Genomic DNA, 20,946 nt, shown 5'->3' with positions numbered 1-20,946 from the left:
TGTCTTGTTGTCGCGCGTGAATACCGTGTTTGTTACTTTAGCGTGTTTGCTACTTCCAGCTGACCTTGCCCAGGCCGTCGACGCTCACCCGGCGATTGAGCGGCTTGCCGTAGACTGTGACCGAACCCATGCCCGACAGGTTCAGGTTCGCGCTCTGGTGCGCGGTGATGGTCGCGTTGCCCAGTCCCGACAGTTCGAGCGTGACGGAGTCGGCCGCGAACTGCTGCGCGTCCAGCCCGCCCAGGCCGCCGAGCTCGGCTTTCAGGATCTTGCTGCGTCCGGACAGGGTCACGTAGCCGGCGCCCTGCAGGTCGAGCGTGATGCGTTCGGCGTTCATGCCGGCCAGCTTCATGCTGCCCACGCCGCCGAGGCTGGCGCTGATGATGCGGTAATCCACGTTGACGTTCATCGAGCCGGCGCCATCGAGCGACAGTTCCAGCTCCTCGCCCTTGAACCCGGTGATCTCCGTCATCCCGACGCTCTCGGAACTGACTTCGCGCAGGTTCGGCAGCACCACGTCGGCGCGCACTCCTTTGCTGCGTCCCATGTGCAGCTCGTTCTCGTTACCGATGACGACCGTGTCGCCGCTTTGCAGCGTCGTCATTTTGCCGATCCAGCGCGGGTCGCCCGAGAGCACGAGCGAGGCCGGGCTGCCCTGGCGTACCCGCAGGTCGACCACGCCGTCGATCTTGATGCGCACCACGCGCGCGTCGAGCTGGCGCGTTTCGCTGACGTGGTCGGGCGCGGCCGTTGCCAGGCGCATCAGCGCCAGCAGTCCGAGGGCCGCGAGGCCGAACTTCAAATATTTGCTCATGTGTTTCTCCGTGTTCCGATGCATGTTCTTGTTCGCGGCCGTGCGGCGTCCGACCAATCTTGTCAATACGCTTTTGGCGGCAACCCTACCAGCAAGCCCTGCCGGGTTCCAGCGAAAACAGCTTGACCCGACAATTTTTATACAGTTTGGCAATGGGATCACTATAACGAGCGCCCGGCACCGCCCGGCCGGGATTGCGACAGACTGCAGAATCGAAGGACCAGACGACAAATCGCGGCACCGACTGCTTGCGCCCGCTCAACATACATACGCAAAAAAAGTTACGTTTTGACATTTGCTTGCGCTAAGATCAGATGCTCCGTTTTACGTGTCCACCCAACGGATTTCATTCGACTCAGCCATTTCTTTGAGGTCATCAATGCGCATGCGCCAACTTCCCGTCCTGCTGGCGGGGCTCGGCTTGTCGGTTTCCGCCTTAGCTGCCGCCCCTTCGGCCACCAGCGACAAGTGGGACCTGCCGGTCCACACCAAAAAACTCGACAACGGCCTGACCGTCATCGTCACCGAAGACCACAGTTCGCCCACGGTCGGCGTCTCGGTGGTGTACCACGTCGGCATGCGCCTCGAGCCTAAGAACCGCACCGGCTTTGCCCACCTGTTCGAACACCTGATGTTCCAGGGGACGCCGAACGCGCCCAAGGGCGTGTTCGACAAGACGATCACCGGCGGCGGTGGCCGCAACAACGGCTCGACCCGCGCCGACTTCACGAACTACATCGAGACCGCGCCGGCCTCCTCGCTCGAGCCGATCCTGTGGCTGGAAGCGGACCGCATGAAGACGCTCGACTTCAACAAGGAAACGCTGAAAAACCAGCAGGACGTGGTCAAGGAAGAGATCCGGGTGAACGTGAAGAACCAGCCCTACGGCGGCTTCATGTGGATCGACATCGGCCAGCACGCCTTCCAGAAGTGGGAGAACAACCATGACGGCTACGGCAGCTTCGAAGACCTCGAGGGCGCGAGCCTGGACGACGTGCGCGGCTTCCACCGCGATTACTACGGCCCGAACAACGCGGTGCTGGCGATCGCCGGCGACGTGACCCCGGCCCAGGGCTTCGCGCTGGCCCAGAAATATTTCGGTTCGATCGCCGCGCGCCCGGTGCCGAAAGGCGGCGACTTCACCGAGGGCCTGAACAAGGTCGAGAAGCGCGTCCAGCAGGGTGACGCGCTGGCCCAGGTGCCGGCGCTGGCCGCGGCCTGGAAGATGCCGGAACGCGGCAGCCGCGACCAGGCGCCGATGGCGGTCCTCGGCGAACTGCTGGCCGGCGGCGATGCGTCCGTGCTGTACCAGGGGCTTGTAAAAGGCCGCGAACTGGCGCTCAACACCGACGTCCTGTTCGGCCTCACCAGCCCGTGGGAATTCGACGGCCCGACCCTGTTCACCGTCTACACGATGTACAAGCCGACGACCAACGCCGACACCATCCTGAACGCGATGGACGAAGAGATCGCGAAGATCGTCAAGGACGGCGTCGACGCAGCGACCCTCAAGCGCGTGAAGACGCGCATGCTGGCCGACTGGAACAACGGCCTGGAAAGCTTCATCAGCCGCGCCGACACGCTGGCGCGCCTGCAGACCCTGTGGGGCGATGCCAATGTCGTCAACAAGATTCCGGGCTGGATCGAGGGCGTCACCTCAAGCGACATCCAGCGCGCGGCGTCGACTTACCTGGTGAAGAACAACCGCACCGTCATCGACCGCAAGCCGATCGCCATGCTGGACAAGGTGCAGGTGATTGGCACGTCGCCCGCGCACGCAGCCGAACCGACCACGCCGCCCGCCGGCGCACAGAAATAAGGAGCGCATCGATGAAAAAACTGATGCTGACACTGGCCATTTCGCTGGCCTTCGCACCTGCGGCGTTTGCGGCCGACGCACCGGCCTCCGCCAGGGCCAACGCCATGCCCGCCTACGGCAAGGACAAGGCGATCCCGACGCCGAAGATCGTCAAGAAAACCCTCGCCAACGGCATGACCGTCTGGGTCGTTCCGCGCAAGGGCCTGCCGCGCGTGGACTATGTGCTGGCCGTGCGCGGCGCGGGCTATGCCGCCGACGACAGCGCCCATCCGGGCTTCGCCAACCTGCTGGCCGGGATGATCAACGAAGGCAGCGCCAAACGCGACTCGCGCGCGATCGCCGAAGCGGCCCAGGGCATGGGCGGCTCGGTGGCGGCAAGCGCCGCATCCGACGGAATCTCCGTGCAGGCCAATGCCGTCGCCTCGCAGGCAGGCGCGATGATGTCGCTGCTCGCTGAAGTGGCGCGCACGCCGAGCTTCCCGGCCAATGAAGTCGAGCTGACCAAGGCGAATGCGCTGCAGAGCCTGCGCGCCATGGAGGCGACGCCGCGTTTCCGCGCCGAGCGCGCGATCAACCAGGCGGTCTACGGCGAGCACCCGTACGGCCACACCCAGCCGACCGAGCCCGCGATCAACTCCGTAACGCAGGAGCTGCTGCGCACCGAGCACGCAAAGCGCTTCCGTCCGGACCGTGCGCTGCTGGTGATCACGGGCCGCATTGGCGAGGCTGAAGCGATGAAGCTGGCGCAGGCCGCGTTCGGCGACTGGAAGGCCGAAGGCCCGGCCCTGGCCGAGACCGCGCCGGCGCCGCGCGCCGCGACACCGGCGCGCATCCTGCTGACGCGCGCGAACAGCGTGCAGTCGACCATCCGCGTCGGCGGCCCCGGCATCCAGGCCAGCGCGGACGAACAGGTGCCGCTGCGCCTGGCCAGCACCATTCTCGGCGGCGGCTTCTCGAGCCGCGTGAACATCAACCTGCGCGAGCAGAAGGGCTATACCTACGGCGCCTCGGCCGGCGCGCGCATGAACCGCGTCGGCGGCGCGATCGTCGGCGGCGCCGACGTGCGCAACGAGGTCACCGGCGCAGCACTCTCCGAATACTTCGGCGAGTACAAGCGCATCGGCACCGAGCTGGTGCCGGCGGACGAGATGACGATGAACAAGCGTTATGTCGCCGGCGGTTACCTGATCAGCAACCAGCTGCAAGGGGCCGTCGCCAACACGCTGGCGCAGAACTGGCTGATCGGCCTGCCGCCGGAGTTCCTCGGCCAGTACGTGCCGCTGATCCGGAAGGTGACGCCGCAGCAGGTGCGCGAGGTGTCGAAGAAGTATTTCGCACCGGAGGCGCAGTCGATCGTCGTCGTGGGCGACCCGGCGGCGGTCAGCGAACAGCTGAAACCATATGGCGAATTTACGGTGAGCGAGAAGTAATCCGGCAAGAAGTAAGACAGTTTGTCCGGATCGGTGCCCGCCGCGTGCGGGCATTTTTTATGGAGTGGCGGTGGCGGCCGGGTATGCATGGGGACGTAAACGCGTGGAGTCGGGAGGCTCGGCGCCCCCCCTCCACCCTACGGACTGGGCCCCTCTCACTGCAACAACGCGCTCCCCCGCTCCCTGCGCAATGTGCCGAGCACCTCGCGCACCGGCAGATGCCACTGCAAATCCGTATTCGTGTGGTGCCAGGCATTCTTCGCGTGGTACTCGACGGGAATCGCGCAGGGGCGGCATGCCCGCCATCGGATGGAAGGCTTTGCCGCGAAACAGGTCGTCGATCTGCTCGAAGGCGTGGCGCATGTGGTTCAGGGTGCCGAACCAGAACCAGCCCCCCCCAGCGCCTCGGTGACGAGGTCGGCCAGGCTGTAGCCGGAGACCAGCGCGGCCACCGGCTCGCCGAAGGCGTCGGCCACGTTGCGGGCAAAGGCGGCGGTGCCGAGCGCCGAGCTGCCGACGTTCGATGGCGGCACGATCAGGAGCGTGCCCTCGCGCGCGAGCCAGGGCGCGACCGTGCCGGCCTCGGCCGGGGTATTGCGTTGCAGCTGGACGGACGCGAGGACGAGCCGGGCGTCGTGCCGGGATGGGTCGGGCATGGGGGTTCCTCCTCTTGCGCGGGGTGCGCGTTGGTCTTCGTATAAGAACCTGGGAGCGGAGGAAAGTTCGCGGTTTTCGGCGGGCGGCCGGGTGATTTGAAGCACGAAAACGCGTGGGCATGCCCACCCTACGGTGCACAGCGTTTTCTGGTGAACGCAGCACGCCGTAGGGTGGGCATGCCCACGCGGTCGATCGTATGCGTTACCGCGGCGAGTATCAGCCGCGCAAGGCCTTCTCGAGATCCTCGAGCTCGGCCGGCTTGACGAGGTGCGCATCGAAGCCCGCCTCATGCGCGCGGCGGCGGTCGTCGGGCGAGCCGTAGCCGGTATGCGCAACGAGGCGGATATGCGTCAGCTCCGGATTTGCCTTGATCATGCGCGCCAGCTGGTAACCGTCGGCGCCCGGCAGGCCGATGTCGAGCACGATCACCTGCGGCCGATGCTGCAGCGCCAGCGCTTCGATTTGCGAGGCGTCCGACGTGGTCCAGGTCTCGTGGCCCATTTCGGCCAGCAGGAAGCCCATCATCTCCATGGCGTCGATATTGTCGTCCACCAGCAGCACGCGCAGGCCGGCGGCCGCGCCGGCGTCGTCGTGCGCGGCGCCGGCCGGGCACTCGCCCCCCGTGGTGCGCAGCACCGGCAGCTCGACGATGAAGGTGCTGCCCATGCCGATGCCCGGGCTCTCGGCGCGCAGCTCGCCGCCGTGCATTTCGAGCAGGCGCGAGACCAGCGACAAACCGATGCCGAGTCCCTCCGGCGCGCGGTCCGGCGGCACCGCCGCCTGGGCGAACATGCCGAAGATGCGCGGCAGGTTGTCCTCGGCGATGCCGATGCCGTTATCGATGACCGAAATGCGCACCTGATCGCCGTCGAGCGTCAGCACGAGGCGGATCTTGCCGCCCTTCGGCGTGAACTTGGCCGAGTTGTGCAGCAGGTTGCCGACCGACTGCGCCAGGCGCACCGGGTCGCCGGCGACCCAGACCTGGCAATCCGGCTGCTCGACCTCGAGATGGTGGCCGCGCGCGGCGATCAGCGGGCCGGCGGTCTCGATCGCCTGTTCGATGACGGCGCCGAGGTTCACCTCTTCGCGGCGCAGCACGATCTTGCCTTCCGAGATGCGCGCGACGTCGAGCAAATCATCCACCAGGTGCGCCAGGTGGTCGACCTGGCGCATGATGACTTCGCGCGCATGGCTTTGCCGTTCGGCCGAGTTCTGGCCCGTCACGCCGAGCAAAGCGGCGGCGTTGCGGATCGGGCTGAGGGGATTGCGCAACTCGTGCGCCAGCGTCGCCAGAAACTGGTTCTTGTTGGCGTCGGCCGCGCGCAGCAGCGCTTCCATTTCCTTGCGCGCCGAGATGTCGCTGGTGACGCGCGCCACCCGGTACACGTCGCCGCGCGCATTCCTCACCGCGAACAGGCGGTCGCGCACCCAGCGCGTCGCGCCGTCGGGCAGCACCACGCGGAACTCCTCGTCGTAATGCGGATGGGTCGCGATCGTGGCCCAGCGCCCGGCCAGGCGCGCGCGGTCGTCCGGATGCACGCCATCGAGCCAGCTGGCGTGCTGGCGCCTGAGCGAGTCGAGGCTGCGGCCCCAGATCGTGGCATAGGCCGGGCTCACGTAGCCGAGCGCGCCGTCCGGCGCCGAGAACATCCAGAACACGTCTTCGATGTTGTCGGTCAGCTGGCGAAAGCGCTCCTCGCTCTCGCGCAGCTCGTCCTGGGTCTGGCGCATACGCAGCAGCGCATTGACGTTGGCGATCAGCTCGTCGGCCTCGATCGGCGCGGCCAGGTAGTTGTCGGCGCCGCCCTCCAGGCCGCGGATCTTGTCGGCGCGATTGGTCAGCGCGGCCGAAGTTTGCAGCACCAGCACGCAATTCGTGTCCGGATCGGACTTGATACGGCGGCACACCTCGATGCCGTTGATGTCGGGGAGCTTCACGTCCAGCAGCACCAGCGCCGGGTCTTCCTCGCGCACCATCGCAAGCGCATCGGTGCCGTTCGCCGCTTCGATCACATGGAAGCCCGCGCTGCGCAGGATGCGGGTCTTCGCGTAGCGGGCGCCGTCGTTGTCGTCGACGTTGAGGATGATGGGTGGATTGGCGGTCATGATTCGGTATCGTCAGGTGCTGGCAGGCGCCGGATGGGGAAATTGACGCGGCAGCGTCAGCATGAAGGTGGAGCCCACGCCGGGGCGGCTGGTGACGTCGACGCGTCCTCCCAGCAGTTCGGCCAGGCGCCGGCACAGCGGCAGGCCCAGGCCCGTGCCCTTGCTGCGGCGCTGCAGCGGATTCTCGACCTGGGTGAATTCCTCGAAGATCAGGTGCAGGTGGTCGGCGTCGATGCCGATGCCGGTGTCGGTGACGGCAAACACCAGCGTGCCGGCATCCAGGTCGGCCGCCGCGCTGACGCGCACCGAGCCCTCTTCGGTGAATTTCAGCGCATTCGAAATGAAGTTGCGCAGGATTTGCGACAGCATGCCCTCGTCGGACTCGAAGGGCTCGTCGACGCCGCCGTTGTCGAACACGAGTTCGACGTGGTCAAGGTCGACCAGCGGGCGCATCATGCCTTTCAGGGCGCGGAACAGGTTCTCGACCATCACGGGCGCCGGCTGCGCTTCCACGCGCCCGGCTTCGATCTTGGCCAGGTCGAGCAGGTCGTTCACCAGCTCCGACATCTCGGTGGCGGTGCGCTCGATCAGGTAGACCTGGCGCTCCTGTTCGGGCGTCAGGTCGCCGTCCATGCGGTCGAGCAGGAGCTTCGACAGCGCGCGGATCGAGGACAGCGGCGTGCGCAGTTCGTGGCTGGTATTGCTCAGGAAGCGCGATTTCATCTCGTCGGCGCGGCGCAGGTGCTCGGCCTTGTCCTCGATCTCGGCGTACAGGGCGACGATGCCGCGGTTCGTGTCTTCCAGCTCGCGCGTGAGCGAGAGCAGGTCTTCCTGGCGCTCGCGCAGTTCGGCCAGCGTCTCGACCAGTTCCTGGTTCTGCTGCTGCACTTCTTCGTAGGAGTTGGCGGCCGGCGTGACCGCCAGTTCGGCGCTCACCTGGGCCAGCCTCACCGGGCTGACCGGCGCCTGCGGCGGCAGCGCCTTGCGCATCCGGACCACGAAGCCGCCGCCAGCGCCATCGCGCTCGCAGGCGTCCATCAGGCGGTGCGCGGTCACGAGGGCGGTGTCGGCGATGGCCGCGCCCTCGCTGCCGGCCGGCGCGGCCTGCGATGCGCTGACCGTGACCTCGAGCTGCTGGCGCTGGTGGCCGTCGGCCAGGACAAAGGCGGCGCGCCCGCTGGCGCCGCCGGCGCAGGCGGCGCGCGCCACTTCCGAGACGGCGGTGGCGATGCGCACCTGGTCCTGCTTTGCAAAGCCGAGCAGCATGGAGACCTGGCGCGCGCGCTGGCGCACCAGCACCACATCCTTGTCGCCTTCGAGGGCGACGTTCAGGATGCGGTGGCTCATGGCTGCACCCCGGCTCGCCGCGCGCGGCGCCGCACGACCAGTACCATGGCGTCGTCGCGGCGGCGGATGAAGTCGCGCATCAGCATGGCCGCGATCAGCGCCGGGCTGCGCGCCATCAGGCCGGGATATTTGTCGAGGTCCCACTGGGTCTGGATGCCGTCCGAATGCAGGATGCACACTGCGCCCGGCGGGCAAGGCACGGAAAACTCCTGCACCTTGCGCATGTTGTGGCCGACGATGCCGTTGTGCGAGACCAGCGCGCGGCGCGCGTCGCCGTCGATCACATAGGCGCCGATGTTGCCGATGCCGGCGAAGCGGACCACGTCGTTCTCGAAATCGATGCGCGCCGCCGCCAGCGCCGCGCCGCGCGTGGTGCGCAGCGCCTGGTGGGACGCTTCGACCAGCGCCGCCGGTTCCGATTGCGGACGGTGCGCCAGCTCGGCCAAGGCGCCGCGGGAGGCGGCCGCCGCATCGGACCCGTGGCCGAGGCCATCGGCCGCGAGCAGGGTCGCGCCGGCCGGGTCGCAGGCCACGCCCCAGGCGTCGCCACATTCGTCTTCGCCGGCCAGCGGAATCGCCAGCGCGCCGACGTCGACCCGGCACAGGCTTGGCGCCCCTTCCTCGCGCCACAGGCGCATCAGGAACAAGGCGCCGTTGCCCGGCGTGGACCAGGCGTCGAATTCGCTCGATAAGCGGCGCAGCGCGCCGAGGCCCGTGCCGGCGGTGCCGGCGGTGGACATGCCGTCGCGCAGGCAGGCCTCGAGGTCAGCGATGCCGGGACCGCTGTCCACGGCCAGCACGTCGACCCCAGGCACGCTTTCGGACTGCGCCACGTTCAGGTACAGCACGCCCTCGCCCGCATGCTTGAGCAGGTTGGTGCCGGCTTCGGTGACGATCAGGGCCAGCGTGCCGGCCCGGGTTTCGTTGAAACCGAGTTCGTTCGCCAGCTTCTGCCCGGCGCGCCGTGCCGCCGCGATGTCGCTGGCGTGCACGATGGGGAAGACGAACTGGGTCGTGAGGGAACTGATCAGCGTTTCCATTTGACGACCGCGATCGCGGTCCCTTCCCCCGGCCGGGTATCGATGTCGAACTCGTCGACCAGGCGCTTCGAGCCGCCCAGGCCGAGGCCCAGGCCGCCGCCGGTGGTGTAGCCGTCGCGCAGTGCCAGTTCAAGGTCGGGGATGCCGGGGCCGGTATCGATGAACACGATGCCGACGCCCTGGCGCAGCCCATCGGACAGCTTGTCGAGGTATGCCGCGCCGCCGCCGCCGTACTTGAGGTTGTTGCGCGCCAGTTCGCTCGCTGCGGTGATCAGCTTGGTCTGGTCCACCAGCGACAGGCCGATGGCCACCGCGCGTTCGCGCACCTGCTTGCGCAGGCCGACGACGTCCTCGTCGCCGCGCAACGGCAGGTAGACGCGATCCACGCGCAGCCGGGCATGACGCTCGACGAGCTCGGTCTCGAATCCGACTGCAGGATCAGTCGCAGTGCTCATCAGTTCATGTTCTTTCCGAGCAGGGCCATGCCCTTCTCGACGTTCAGCGCGGTCTTGACGCCGTGCAGGGTCAGGCCGAGCTCGACCAGCGTGATGGCGACGGCCGGCTGCATGCCGACCACCACCGTGCGGGCGTCGAGTACGCGCGCCATCGCCGCAGTATTGCTGATCATGCGCCCGATGAAGGAATCGACCAGGTCGAGCGCGGAGATGTCGATCAGCACGCCCTTGGCGTTATCGCGCACGATACGCTCGGTCAGGTCGTCCTGCAAGGTCATGGCCAGGCGGTCGTGCATATCGACCTGGATGGTGACCAGCAGCAGGTCACCCATCCGCAGGATAGGAATGCGTTCCATCGTCGTTCCGCTTCTTTTAGTGTTTGTTGGCGACGGTGACCGAGGCGCCGGTGCGCTCGAGGGCGACCAGGAAGGCATCGGCCAGGGTGGCCTTGGTGACGACGTCTTCCAGGTTCACGCCCAGGTGGACGATGGTCTGGGCGATCTGCGGGCGGATGCCGCTGATGATGCAGTCGGCGCCCATCAGGCGTGCGGCGGCGATCGTCTTCATCAGGTGCTGGGCGACCAGGGTGTCGACCATCGGCACGCCGGTGATGTCGATGATGGCGATCATGGCGCCGGTGTCGACGATCTTTTGCAGGATGTTTTCCATCACCACTTGCGTACGTGCCGAATCGAGGGTGCCGATCAGCGGCAGCGCCAGGATGCCGTTCCACAGTTTTACCACCGGGGTCGACAGCTCGAGCAGTTCCTGCTGCTGGCGCACGATGATCTGGTCCTTGGCTTTCTGGAACACTTCGATCGTGTACAGGCCGAGCTTGTCGAGCAGCGAGCTGACGGCCCAGGATGCGGCGGCCAGCGCTGCGGAGTCATCGGCGAAGGCGGCCGTCAGCTGGGCGAACAGGGGCTGCTTGAGCGAGAACACGAAGGTCGCCGTTTCGGCCGGGCTCGAGCCGCTCTTGGCGCGGCTGGACGAAATTTCGCTCAGCAGGTCGCGCACTTCGTCCCACGAACGGTGCTCGACGTTTTCCAGCTCGCCGGCGCGGGAGGCTGCCGCGAAGGCTGCCAGGAATTGCTGGCAGTGGCTGCGCAGCTGCTCTTTCGAGCTGGCCGTGCCGCGCACGGTCAGCGCGTCGAGCTGGGAAATCCATTGCGAGCCGATTTCGGCCTGGTGTTCCTGGATGAGCTGGCTGATGCGGGCAGCGTTGTCCTTCGTCGTCATCGGTACATTCCTCTGTTTTGGTCGTTGGCGTCGTGGATGCGTTCGGCGTTGAGACGAACTGCTCCACAATTGGATAATCATTAACTATAACACTTCTTGCCATATTTCCACGTTACAGTTGAGCCGTGATACCCGTAGGGTGGGCGGCTCCACCCGAGGGTGAGCGGCATCCGCGGCCGTGATGCCGCCCACGCGTTCAACCAGCGGTAGCGCGACCGCGGTGCACGCGAATGACGGAGCGAATGGGCTTGGGCTGGTTGAACGCTACGAGCGGTCGACCGTCCGGCGACGTAAAAAAACCGCCAGGCTTACGCACTGGCGGTTTTTGCATCAAGCGGCAGAGCCGCTGAATTCACACCTAATTACTGCGCCGCAGCTTCCGCCGGATCCGCCGCCTTCATCGACAGCTTCAAACGGCCGCGCTCGTCGGTCTCGAGAACCTTCACGCGCACTTGCTGGCCTTCTTTCAGGTAGTCGGCAACGGCGTTCACACGCTCGTTGGCGATCTGCGAGATGTGCAGCAGGCCGTCTTTACCTGGCATGACCTGCACGATGGCGCCGAAGTCCAGCAGTTTCAGCACGGTGCCGTCGTAGGTCTTGCCCACTTCGACCGATGCGGTCAGCTCTTCGATGCGGCGCTTGGCTTCCTGGCCGGCGGCGGCGTCGACCGATGCAATGGTCACGATGCCTTCGTCGGTGATGTCGATCTGGGTGCCGGTCTCTTCGGTCAGCGCGCGGATGACGGCGCCGCCCTTGCCGATGACGTCACGGATCTTCTCAGGGTTGATCTTGATGGTGATCAGGCGTGGGGCGAAGTCCGACAGTTCGGTCTTCACGCTCGGCACGGCCTTCTGCATCTCGACCAGGATGTGCTGGCGGGCTTCCTTGGCTTGCGCCAGTGCCACCTGCATGATCTCCTTGGTGATGCCCATGATCTTGATGTCCATCTGCAGCGCGGTGATGCCTGCGGTGGTACCGGCGACCTTGAAGTCCATGTCGCCGAGGTGATCTTCGTCACCCAGGATGTCGGTCAGGACGGCGAACTTGCCGCCTTCCTTGATCAGGCCCATCGCGATGCCGGCGACGTGCGCCTTCATCGGCACGCCGGCGTCCATCAGTGCCAGGCAGCCGCCGCAGACCGATGCCATCGACGAGGAACCGTTCGATTCGGTGATTTCCGACACCAGGCGCACCGAGTAGCTGAAATCTTCAGGGTTGGGCAGGGCAGCGACGAGTGCGCGCTTGGCCAGGCGGCCGTGGCCGATTTCGCGGCGCTTTGGCGTACCAACACGGCCGGTTTCGCCGGTGGCGAACGGAGGCATGTTGTAGTGCATCATGAAGTCGTCGGTGTACTCGCCCATCAGCGCGTCGATCTTCTGGCTGTCACGGGCGGTGCCGAGGGTCGCGATGACCAGCGCCTGGGTTTCGCCGCGGGTGAACAGGGCCGAACCGTGGGTACGCGGCAGCACGCCGGTACGGATCGAGATCGGACGCACGGTGCGGGTGTCGCGGCCGTCGATGCGTGGCTCGCCGTCCAGGATCTGGGTACGCACGACCTTGGCTTCCATGTCGAACAGGATGTTGCCGACATCAGCCGAATCGGCCTCGACGCCTTGCGCCGACAGGGCCGCCATGACTTCGCTCGACAGCGACTTCAGCTTTTGCTGGCGTGCCGATTTTTCGCGGGTCTGGTAAGCGTCGCGGATTTTTTCCGACGCCAGCTCGGCCACTTGCGAGATCAGGGTTTCGTTCTTGGCAGGGGCGGTCCACTCGACTTCCGGCTTGCCGCCTTCTTCCACGAGTGCGTGGATCGCATCGATGACGACGCGCATCTGGTCGTGGCCGAAGACGACCGCGCCCAGCATGACTTCTTCCGACAGCTGCTGCGCTTCCGATTCGACCATCAGCACGGCCGTTTCGGTACCGGCGACGACGAGGTCCATCTGCGAGGTCTTGAGCTGGGTGGTGCTCGGGTTCAGGATGTACTGGCCGTTGGCGTAGCCGACGCGGGCGGCGCCGATCGGGCCGTTGAACGGGATGCCGGCGATGCACAGGGCAGCCGAAGCGCCGATCATCGCAGGGATGTCCGGATCGATTTCAGGGTTGACCGACAGCACGTGGATGATGACCTGGACTTCGTTCAGGTAGCCTTCCGGGAACAGCGGGCGGATCGGACGGTCGATCAGGCGCGAGGTGAGCGTCTCTTTTTCGGAAGGGCGGCCTTCGCGCTTGAAGAAACCGCCCGGGATTTTACCGGCAGCATACGTTTTTTCGATGTAATCGACGGTCAGCGGGAAGAAGTCCTGGCCTGGCTTGGCGTCCTTGCGGGCGACAACCGTTGCCAGCACGACCGTGTCTTCGACCGACACCACGACGGCGCCGGAAGCCTGACGAGCGATTTCACCGGTTTCCAGGGTGACGGTGTGTTGGCCGTACTGGAAGGTCTTCGTAACTTTATTAAACATGGGTAATCCCTTTCTATTTGCCGACAGATTTTCAGGAGCTGTCGTTCACCTCACCGCGCACGGCCTCAGAAAGCCGTCTTTACTTCAACAACAATACAAACGCTTGAAACAAAAAATGCCCGCGACAGTTGGAACTGACGCAGGCATTTCCGTGACTAAACCGTCTGGCGCAAAAATTACTTACGCAGGCCGAGTTTGGCGATCAGGTCGCGGTAACGACCAAGGTCCTTGCTCTTCAGGTAAGACAGCAGGCTCTTACGGCGATTGACCATCATGATCAGGCCGCGGCGCGAGTGGTGGTCTTTCTGGTGGGCTTTGAAGTGGCCGTTCAGTTCGTTGATGCGTGCGGTCAGCAGTGCGACCTGGACTTCCGGCGAACCGGTATCGTTCTGGCCACGTGCGTTGTCGGCGATGATTGCCGACTTGTTGATGTTTTCTACGGACATGATGTTACCTTTCACATGCGGTGCAAGAGTCGCAACCCAGCGCACCGTGATTTGATTAAAAAAACCTGCCCTTGCGGACAGACCCGCCAGTATATGCGAAAACGGATGGCGTCACCAGCATTTGCTGGCGACGGTTTCGGGCATCATGGGGTAAACAGGCATTTTGCGAGGACTTTCATGCACACCATAGCAAGAATAGCAACGCTGTGCGCGGCGCTCGGTCTCTCCGGCTGCGCCGTGTTTCGCGAGCCGCCCGTCGTCGGTGAACCGCTGGCGGCCGTCACCGCCAAGCTGGGGCGCCCGACGGCGGTCTTCCCGCTTCCCGACGGCGGGCAGGAGCTCGAGTACGCGACCGCGCCGTTCGGCCAGTTCACCTGGATGGCGCGCATCGGCGCCGATGGCCGGCTGGCCTCCTACGAGCAAGTGCTGACCGGCGAGAAGTTCGCCACCATCAAGGTCGACAAAGCGACCAAGGAAGATGTCCTGCGCATCATTGGCCACCCGGCCGAGCAATCGCGCGTCAGGCTGCACAATTACGAGGTCTGGTCCTATCGCTACAAGGAAGCGGGCGTCTGGAATTCGCTGATGCACGTGCATTTCGACGAGCAAGGGGTCGTGCGGCAGATGATGAATGGGCCGGATCCGATGTTCGAGGTGCGGGACCGACGCTGGTGAAACCTAGCGCCCGCCGTCGCTGCGGACAAAATCTTCCACCGCATCGAGCGTCGGCGCCAGCCTGGTGAGCGTGTTCGAGAGCGAGGCCACCAGCGTCGTGTGGCTGACGCCCTTGTAATACACCTCGCGCACCGGCACGTGCAGGGCGCGCAGCTTTGCCGCCATGCCGCCGGTATTGCGCACCGGGTTGACGGTGTTGTCTTCCTTCGCCGCGATCAGCAGCGCCGGCGGCGCCGACGCGCTGACGTGATTCACCGGCTGCGAATCCGGCGGCGTATCGGGTGCGCTGAACACGGGCTGCGTGGTGCGGTTCGTCACGGGCAGGAAGTCGTACGGACCGGCCAGTCCGATCCAGCCGCGCAGCAGGTCCGGCTTCAATCCCTGTTTGCCCAGCCAGCGCGGGTCGAGCGCCAGCATCGCCGCGTTGTAGGCGCCGGCGCTGTGGCCCATCACGAACATCTTATCCGGGTCGCCCCCATAGGCCGCGATCTCGCGTGCGGTCCAGGCGACGGCCCCTGCCCCGTCGGCCAGGAAGTCGGGATAGCGTACCTGCGGGTAGAGCCGGTAGTCGGGTACGACGACGACAAAGCCGCGTGCCGCCAGGGCACGGCCGACGAAGGCGTAATCCTCGCGCTTGCCGCTGACCCAGTTGCCGCCGAAGAAAAAGACGATGACCGGGGCCTTGTGCGCAGTTGCCGCCGGACGGTAGACGTCGAGGGTGTTGCGCGCGTCAGGACCGTAGCGCAGGGCGGATGTCGCGTGGACGGTACCGGCCGGCGAGACGGCGTTCACGACCGCGAGCGGCGCACAGGCGGCGAGCGCGCCGGCCAGCAGGATGGCGGCGAGGCAGAGGATGGGTTTGGTCATGCGCCGAGTATATGGCCGGCATGCCATGCATATGCGTTTGTTTCCACGAAAACAAGAATTGCAGGTAGACTTCAGCGACCATGGCAAGCGCTCAACCGTCCCTGCAAGGTCCGCCCTCCCTCGCCGCGATCGGCATTTCGCTTGCCGTGCATGCGGTGTTGATCGGTGCGTGGCAGCTGGCGCGGCCGGTGAAGTCGCGCGACGATGTCGAACCGCGGCGCGCTCAGTTCCTGCGCCTGTTGCCGGCACCGGCTCCCGAGCGCGAGGACAGTGCGCCGGCCTCGCCTGCCCCTGTCCCGATGCCCCGCATCGCGGCGGCGGCTGCGCGTCCGCAACCGGCCGTGCCCGCGCCGGCGGCATCCACACCCGAGACAACCGCCCTGCCCGCGCCGCAAATGGCCGACACGCCGGGCGCGGCTGCATCCGCCGCGGACCTGCTGCGCGACGCGAAAGCGGCGGCCGGCGCCGTCGACCGCGCGCTGCGGGCGGAAAGTCCGGCCCGGCGAGGCATTCAGGCGCCGGTCGAAACGGCGCAGATGAAACTGGAACGCGGCATCAATCACGCTGCCGAGATGGCGCCGAATCGCTGGTACCAGGCGCCGAAGGTGCAGGAAATCCAGGACCCGGGCGGTTACGGGCGCAAGCGCTATCGCGTCGTCGGTGCGAATGGCACGTATTGCGTGACCTATGAATCGAATCACGCGCCGGATGGCATCGATTCGATGCAGCGCGGTCTCAAACCGAAAACCACGAGTTGCCCGCTGCACGAAGGACCCGCGACAAGCCAGAAATGGGATTGATGCACGTTGCGTAACGTAGGATGGGCATGCCCACGCGGATGCGGCCCATGCCCGTCGAACGATCATCGGGACGCCGGGCACGCCCGCCATTCCACGGACCGCGCCATGGCCGATGTCGCCGTTGCGCAGGCGGTGCAAACGCGTGGGCTCGAGAGCCCACCCTACGTTATGCGACGGCCGCAGGTCTTTCGATCAGAGCTGCGGATGCGCGCGTTCTACCTTCGAGTGCAGCTTGTTCAGCCCCGACAGATACGCCTTGGCCGAGGCCACGACGATATCCGGATCCGCGCCCACGCCATTCACGATCCGGCCCTGGCGCGACAGGCGCATCGTCACTTCGCCCTGCGACTCGGTGCCGCCGCTGATCGCGTTGATCGAGAAGAGGATCAGTTCCGCGCCCGTTTTCGCCTGGCTTTCGATGGCGTTCACGGTGGCGTCGACCGGGCCGTCGCCGCTGCCCTCGCAGGCGTATTCCTGGCCGTCGATCGCGAACACGACGCGTGCGTGCGGCAGCTCGCCCGTCTCCGAGCGCTGCGCCAGCGAGACGAAGCGGAAGTACTCGCCTTCCTGCGCGTGGTCTTCGGCGGAGACGAGGGCCATGATGTCTTCGTCGAAAATCTCGCTCTTGCGGTCCGCCAGTTCCTTGAAGCGGGCAAAGGCGGCGTTGACTTCGGCTTCCGATTCGAGCTCGATGCCCAGCTCCTGCAGGCGCGCCTTGAAGGCGTTGCGGCCCGAGAGCTTGCCGAGCACGATTTTATTCGCGTGCCAGCCGACGTCTTCGGCGCGCATGATCTCGTAGGTTTCGCGCGCTTTCAAAATGCCGTCCTGGTGGATGCCCGAGGCGTGGGCAAAGGCGTTGGCGCCGACCACCGCCTTGTTCGGCTGCACCGCGAAACCGGTGATCTGCGAAACCATTTTCGAAGCCGGCACGATCTGCGTGGTGTCGATGCCGACGGTGAGCTTGTAGTAGTCGGCGCGGGTGCGCAGCGCCATCACGACTTCTTCCAGCGCCGTGTTGCCGGCGCGTTCGCCGAGGCCGTTGATCGTGCATTCGATCTGGCGCGCGCCGCCGATCGCCACGCCGGCCAGCGAATTCGCAACCGCAAGACCGAGGTCGTTATGGCAGTGCACCGACCAGATGGCCTTGTCGGAATTCGGCACGCGTTCGCGCAGGCGGCGGATGGTTTCGCCATAGACTTCGGGCGTGGCGTAGCCGACCGTGTCCGGGAAGTTGATGGTGGTCGCGCCTTCGGCGATCACGCCTTCCAGCACGCGGCACAGGAAATCTTCATCCGAACGGCTGCCGTCTTCCGGAGAAAATTCGATGTCGTCGGTGTGGTTGCGGGCAAAGCGCACGGCCAGCTTCGCCTGCTCCAGCACCTGTTCCGGCTCCATGCGCAGCTTGACCTTCATGTGCAGCGGTGACGTTGCGAGGAAGGTGTGGATGCGCTTGCGGGCGGCAGGAGCCAGTGCTTCGGCGGCGCGCGCGATGTCGCGGTCGTTGGCGCGCGAGAGCGAGCAGATGGTCGACTCGCGCACCACGCTCGAGATCGCGCGGATGGCTTCGAAGTCGCCCTGGGAGGCGGCCGCGAAGCCGGCTTCGATGACGTCCACCCGCAGGCGTTCGAGCTGGCGTGCGATGCGGACTTTTTCGTCCTTCGTCATCGAGGCGCCGGGCGATTGCTCGCCGTCGCGCAGGGTGGTGTCGAAAATGATGAGGCGGTTGGGGTCGAACATAAGTACTCCGGAAGACGCTTGTTGATCAAGAGCGCCGCCCGGAACGACCGTGTCGGACCTAGCGACGCTCGACTTTTTCGTTCTCGATCGGTTCGTCGGTCGGGATGATGCTCACCCGCTTGCCGCGGGCGCGCTGCAGTGCGAACACCACGTAGCCCGACAAACCGTACACTACAAAAATCGGCCACAGCACGACGGCCGGGGCGATTGCCACCAGGGCCAGGCCGAGGGCAATCAAAAACACCACGATGAACGGCACCGACTTGCGGAAATTCACGTCCTTGAAGCTGTAAAACGGCACGTTCGACACCATCGTCAAACCCGCGAACAGGGCGATGCACCAGCTCACCCAGTCGACCTGGCGCGCGCTGATGGCGATGTCCGGATCGATCGTGAACATGATGAATCCAACCACCAGCGCCGCTGCGGCCGGGCTGGGCAAGCCCTGGAAGAAGCGCTTGTCCACGACTTCGATATTCGTGTTGAAGCGTGCCAGGCGCAGCGCCGCGCCGGCGCAGTACACGAAGGCGGCGATCCAGCCCAGCTTGCCCAACCCGCGCAGCGAATACTCATAAATCACCAGCGCCGGCGCCGCGCCGAAGGACACCATGTCCGACAAACTGTCGTACTGCGCGCCAAACTCCGACTGCGTATTCGTCAGGCGCGCAATGCGCCCGTCCAGCCCGTCCAGCACCATCGCGATGAACACGGCCCAACAGGCGTGGTCGAAGCGCTGGTTCATCGCCATCACGATCGCGTAGAAACCGCAGAACAGCGCAGCGGTCGTGAAGGCATTCGGCAACAGATAGATGCCGCGCCCGCGCGGGCCGCCCTTGTCTTCCGCCCGGCGGCCGAAGCGCTTCAGGCGGGAAAATCGTGGCGCGCGAGGCGCTGTTCCAGTTTTCTTTCGTCGTGGAAAGGCAGGCATAAGATTCCGTATTCAAGTAGTGATCGCGCTTGGGAGCGCCGTTGCCACCATTATAGGGGCGGGAACGGCATGTTAGCGAACGGATACTTTTCGAATCCAGCCCCTACCTGAACTTCACCTTTCCTACCAGGCGCATCTGCAGCGTCGTCTCTCCCGGTTCGAAACTCGGCTCCGGCATCGCGTCGTTGGCAGCCTTCATGCGCGCACCGGCCACCATGACCGACTGCATTTCGGGCCGGCCACCATAGTTGCCCGATCCCTCGAAATCCACGGTATCGATGGCCGCATCGGCCGGCCGGCGCCCCATCGCGCGGGCGATCGAGGCGATGCGCTCGTTCAGGTTGCGGTACGTCTCTGCAATGCGCTGCTCGTCCAGCATTTTTTCGGTCGCCGGCGCCAGGCCGAAGCTGACGCCGTTGATCTGTAAAACCTTCTGCGCCGCGGCTGCCGTCTTCGGCAACTCGGTCAAATTCGTCGTTTTCACTTCCAGGTACTGACCTACTCGCCAGCCGGTCGGGACCGGCCTGACCGGCGTACGGCTCTCGGGAAGCGGCTGCACCGGCGGTTCCGGATACACCGGATACGTGTAGTAACCCTGGGTTTTCAGCTCGGCCTTCGGATCGGCACGGCGTACGATCTCGGTGCCCTCTTTCATCTTGCGGTTCACGCGCGCGGCGGCCGCTGCCTTGTCCTTGTCGAATTCCTCGACGGCAAAGGTGACCGTTGCCTGGTCGTTGGCGTGGCGTACTTCGCCATTGGCGGGCACGATCACGAGCGTCCCGGACGTCGATGGAACCGATGCGGGCGCAGGCAAGGTCTGCGCGCCCGCGTGGGCTGCCAGCACGAGGCTGGCGGCGAGCAAGAGTTTTGGAAGGGACATGGTTTTCTCCAGAGCTAAGTAAAGTGGCTTTACTTATACGATACCGTTGCATTGCTTTCCATCGTGTTTTTGTAATGGAAAGTTGCAACTGAGATCGCCTCCTTGCGAAGACCAGTCCCTACCTCATCAGTTTTTCGACTGGTCGACCAGCTTGTTCTTCGCGATCCACGGCATCATTGCGCGCAGCTTGGCGCCGACTTCCTCGATCTGGTGCTCGGAAGTGAGGCGGCGGCGCGAGATCAGGGTCGGGGCGCCGGCCTTGTTCTCGAGGATGAAGCTCTTCGCGTATTCGCCGGTCTGGATGTCCTTCAGGCACTGGCGCATCGCGTTCTTGGTGTCTTCGGTCACGATGCGCGGGCCGGTGACGTATTCGCCGTATTCCGCGTTGTTCGAGATCGAGTAGTTCATGTTGGCGATGCCGCCTTCATAGATCAGGTCGACGATGAGCTTCAGTTCGTGCAGGCACTCGAAATAGGCCATCTCCGGCGCGTAGCCGGCTTCGGTCAGGGTTTCGAAACCGGCCTTGATCAGCTCGACCGCGCCGCCGCACAGCACTGCCTGTTCGCCGAACAGGTCGGTCTCGGTCTCTTCGCGGAAGTTGGTCTCGATGATGCCGGCACGGCCGCCGCCGTTGGCCATGGCGTACGACAGCGCGATATCGCGCGCGGCGCCGGATTTGTCCTGGTAGACGGCGATCAGGTGCGGCACGCCGCCACCCTGGCGGTAGGTGCCGCGCACGGTGTGGCCCGGCGCTTTCGGCGCGATCATGATGACGTCGAGGTCGGCGCGCGGCACGACCTGGCCGTAGTGGACGTTGAAGCCGTGGGCAAAGGCCAGCACCGCGCCCTGCTTCGCGTTCGGCTCGACGTTTTCCTTGTAGACCTGGGCGATGTTCTCGTCCGGCAGCAGGATCATGATGATGTCGGCGTTCTTGACCGCTTCATCGACCTCGGCGACCTTCAGGCCGGCCTGCTCGACCTTGTTCCAGGACGCGCCGCCGCGGCGCAGGCCGACGGTGACGTTGACGCCCGATTCGGACAGGTTCTGGGCGTGTGCGTGTCCCTGCGAGCCGTAGCCGATGATGGCGACGTTCTTGCCTTTGATGAGGGAGAGGTCGCAGTCTTTGTCGTAGAAAACTTTCATGGTCATTCCTATATTTTGAGTTCGTTATGTGCGGGTGTTCGCAGGGTGGGCGCCCCGTGCCCACCAATGCATGTGTCGCGTTGACGCGTCGTTATGGT

19 protein-coding genes are annotated in these 20,946 nt (G+C 65.3%); 4 read left to right on the top strand and 15 right to left on the bottom strand.

The window, feature by feature from the left end:
• Positions 1-49: 49 nt before the first annotated feature.
• The gene (locus AC1MEM_RS11875; protein ID WP_499477443.1) at positions 50-814 is read right to left on the bottom strand and encodes a GIN domain-containing protein; all 765 of its coding nucleotides are present in this window, start codon (positions 812-814) and stop codon (positions 50-52) included.
• Between the two features lie 385 nt (positions 815-1,199).
• Here AC1MEM_RS11875 and AC1MEM_RS11870 point away from each other — a divergent pair, with 385 nt between their 5' ends.
• Both AC1MEM_RS11870 and AC1MEM_RS11865 read left to right on the top strand, forming a co-directional pair.
• Positions 1,200-2,633 carry a M16 family metallopeptidase gene (locus AC1MEM_RS11870; RefSeq protein WP_499477442.1) on the top strand — a complete coding sequence of 478 codons (1,434 nt, stop codon included), beginning with the start codon at positions 1,200-1,202 and terminating at the stop codon, positions 2,631-2,633.
• Positions 2,634-2,644: 11 nt separating this feature from the next.
• Positions 2,645-4,063, top strand: a complete 1,419-nt coding sequence (locus AC1MEM_RS11865; protein ID WP_499477440.1) for a M16 family metallopeptidase — start codon at positions 2,645-2,647, stop codon at positions 4,061-4,063.
• 368 nt (positions 4,064-4,431) lie between these two features.
• On the opposite strand, the gene AC1MEM_RS11860 is transcribed toward AC1MEM_RS11865, so the two are convergent.
• From AC1MEM_RS11860 to rpsO, 9 genes are all read right to left on the bottom strand, one after another.
• Positions 4,432-4,719 carry a hypothetical protein gene (locus AC1MEM_RS11860; RefSeq protein ID WP_499477439.1) on the bottom strand — a complete coding sequence of 96 codons (288 nt, stop codon included), beginning with the start codon at positions 4,717-4,719 and terminating at the stop codon, positions 4,432-4,434.
• A gap of 217 nt (positions 4,720-4,936) precedes the next feature.
• Positions 4,937-6,826 carry a hybrid sensor histidine kinase/response regulator gene (locus tag AC1MEM_RS11855; protein WP_499477437.1) on the bottom strand — a complete coding sequence of 630 codons (1,890 nt, stop codon included), beginning with the start codon at positions 6,824-6,826 and terminating at the stop codon, positions 4,937-4,939.
• Positions 6,827-6,838: 12 nt separating this feature from the next.
• On the bottom strand, positions 6,839-8,173 hold the full coding sequence (locus AC1MEM_RS11850; protein ID WP_499477436.1) for an ATP-binding protein: 1,335 nt from the start codon (positions 8,171-8,173) through the stop codon (positions 6,839-6,841).
• Positions 8,170-9,213 carry an ATP-binding SpoIIE family protein phosphatase gene (locus tag AC1MEM_RS11845; RefSeq protein WP_499477434.1) on the bottom strand — a complete coding sequence of 348 codons (1,044 nt, stop codon included), beginning with the start codon at positions 9,211-9,213 and terminating at the stop codon, positions 8,170-8,172. The genes AC1MEM_RS11850 and AC1MEM_RS11845 overlap by 4 nt, the downstream gene beginning before the upstream one ends.
• The gene (locus AC1MEM_RS11840) at positions 9,201-9,668 is read right to left on the bottom strand and encodes an anti-sigma regulatory factor (protein WP_499477433.1); all 468 of its coding nucleotides are present in this window, start codon (positions 9,666-9,668) and stop codon (positions 9,201-9,203) included. Before AC1MEM_RS11840 ends, AC1MEM_RS11845 begins: the two co-directional genes overlap by 13 nt.
• On the bottom strand, positions 9,668-10,024 hold the full coding sequence (locus AC1MEM_RS11835; protein ID WP_499477432.1) for an STAS domain-containing protein: 357 nt from the start codon (positions 10,022-10,024) through the stop codon (positions 9,668-9,670). Before AC1MEM_RS11835 ends, AC1MEM_RS11840 begins: the two co-directional genes overlap by 1 nt.
• A gap of 16 nt (positions 10,025-10,040) precedes the next feature.
• Positions 10,041-10,907, bottom strand: a complete 867-nt coding sequence (locus AC1MEM_RS11830; RefSeq protein ID WP_499477431.1) for an STAS domain-containing protein — start codon at positions 10,905-10,907, stop codon at positions 10,041-10,043.
• 362 nt (positions 10,908-11,269) lie between these two features.
• Positions 11,270-13,372 carry a polyribonucleotide nucleotidyltransferase gene (gene pnp / locus AC1MEM_RS11825; RefSeq protein ID WP_499477430.1) on the bottom strand — a complete coding sequence of 701 codons (2,103 nt, stop codon included), beginning with the start codon at positions 13,370-13,372 and terminating at the stop codon, positions 11,270-11,272.
• A gap of 176 nt (positions 13,373-13,548) precedes the next feature.
• Complete coding sequence (gene rpsO / locus AC1MEM_RS11820; RefSeq protein ID WP_499477429.1) at positions 13,549-13,818, bottom strand: 30S ribosomal protein S15; 270 nt, start codon at positions 13,816-13,818, stop codon at positions 13,549-13,551.
• 177 nt (positions 13,819-13,995) lie between these two features.
• Here rpsO and AC1MEM_RS11815 point away from each other — a divergent pair, with 177 nt between their 5' ends.
• On the top strand, positions 13,996-14,493 hold the full coding sequence (locus AC1MEM_RS11815) for a hypothetical protein (protein ID WP_499477428.1): 498 nt from the start codon (positions 13,996-13,998) through the stop codon (positions 14,491-14,493).
• A 3-nt stretch (positions 14,494-14,496) separates the two neighbouring features.
• On the opposite strand, the gene AC1MEM_RS11810 is transcribed toward AC1MEM_RS11815, so the two are convergent.
• A complete protein-coding gene (locus AC1MEM_RS11810; protein ID WP_499477427.1) occupies positions 14,497-15,360 on the bottom strand; it encodes an alpha/beta hydrolase in 864 nt (287 codons plus the stop codon).
• Between the two features lie 80 nt (positions 15,361-15,440).
• Here AC1MEM_RS11810 and AC1MEM_RS11805 point away from each other — a divergent pair, with 80 nt between their 5' ends.
• On the top strand, positions 15,441-16,160 hold the full coding sequence (locus AC1MEM_RS11805; protein WP_499477425.1) for a hypothetical protein: 720 nt from the start codon (positions 15,441-15,443) through the stop codon (positions 16,158-16,160).
• A 192-nt stretch (positions 16,161-16,352) separates the two neighbouring features.
• Here the strand turns inward: AC1MEM_RS11805 and AC1MEM_RS11800 are convergent, their stop codons facing one another.
• The 4 genes from AC1MEM_RS11800 to ilvC form a co-directional block, all read right to left on the bottom strand.
• Positions 16,353-17,897: a 2-isopropylmalate synthase gene (locus AC1MEM_RS11800; RefSeq protein WP_499477424.1), complete on the bottom strand. Its 1,545-nt coding sequence runs from the start codon at positions 17,895-17,897 to the stop codon at positions 16,353-16,355.
• 58 nt (positions 17,898-17,955) lie between these two features.
• Positions 17,956-18,825 carry a CDP-diacylglycerol--serine O-phosphatidyltransferase gene (pssA, locus tag AC1MEM_RS11795; RefSeq protein ID WP_499477423.1) on the bottom strand — a complete coding sequence of 290 codons (870 nt, stop codon included), beginning with the start codon at positions 18,823-18,825 and terminating at the stop codon, positions 17,956-17,958.
• Positions 18,826-18,928: 103 nt separating this feature from the next.
• Complete coding sequence (locus AC1MEM_RS11790) at positions 18,929-19,705, bottom strand: SIMPL domain-containing protein (protein ID WP_499477421.1); 777 nt, start codon at positions 19,703-19,705, stop codon at positions 18,929-18,931.
• Positions 19,706-19,831: 126 nt separating this feature from the next.
• Positions 19,832-20,848 carry a ketol-acid reductoisomerase gene (gene ilvC / locus AC1MEM_RS11785; protein ID WP_499477420.1) on the bottom strand — a complete coding sequence of 339 codons (1,017 nt, stop codon included), beginning with the start codon at positions 20,846-20,848 and terminating at the stop codon, positions 19,832-19,834.
• Between the last annotated feature and the right edge of the window lie 98 nt (positions 20,849-20,946).

The organism is Telluria sp. AIW5, assembly GCF_056680575.1.
This window is presented reverse-complemented; position numbering and strand designations above follow the sequence as displayed.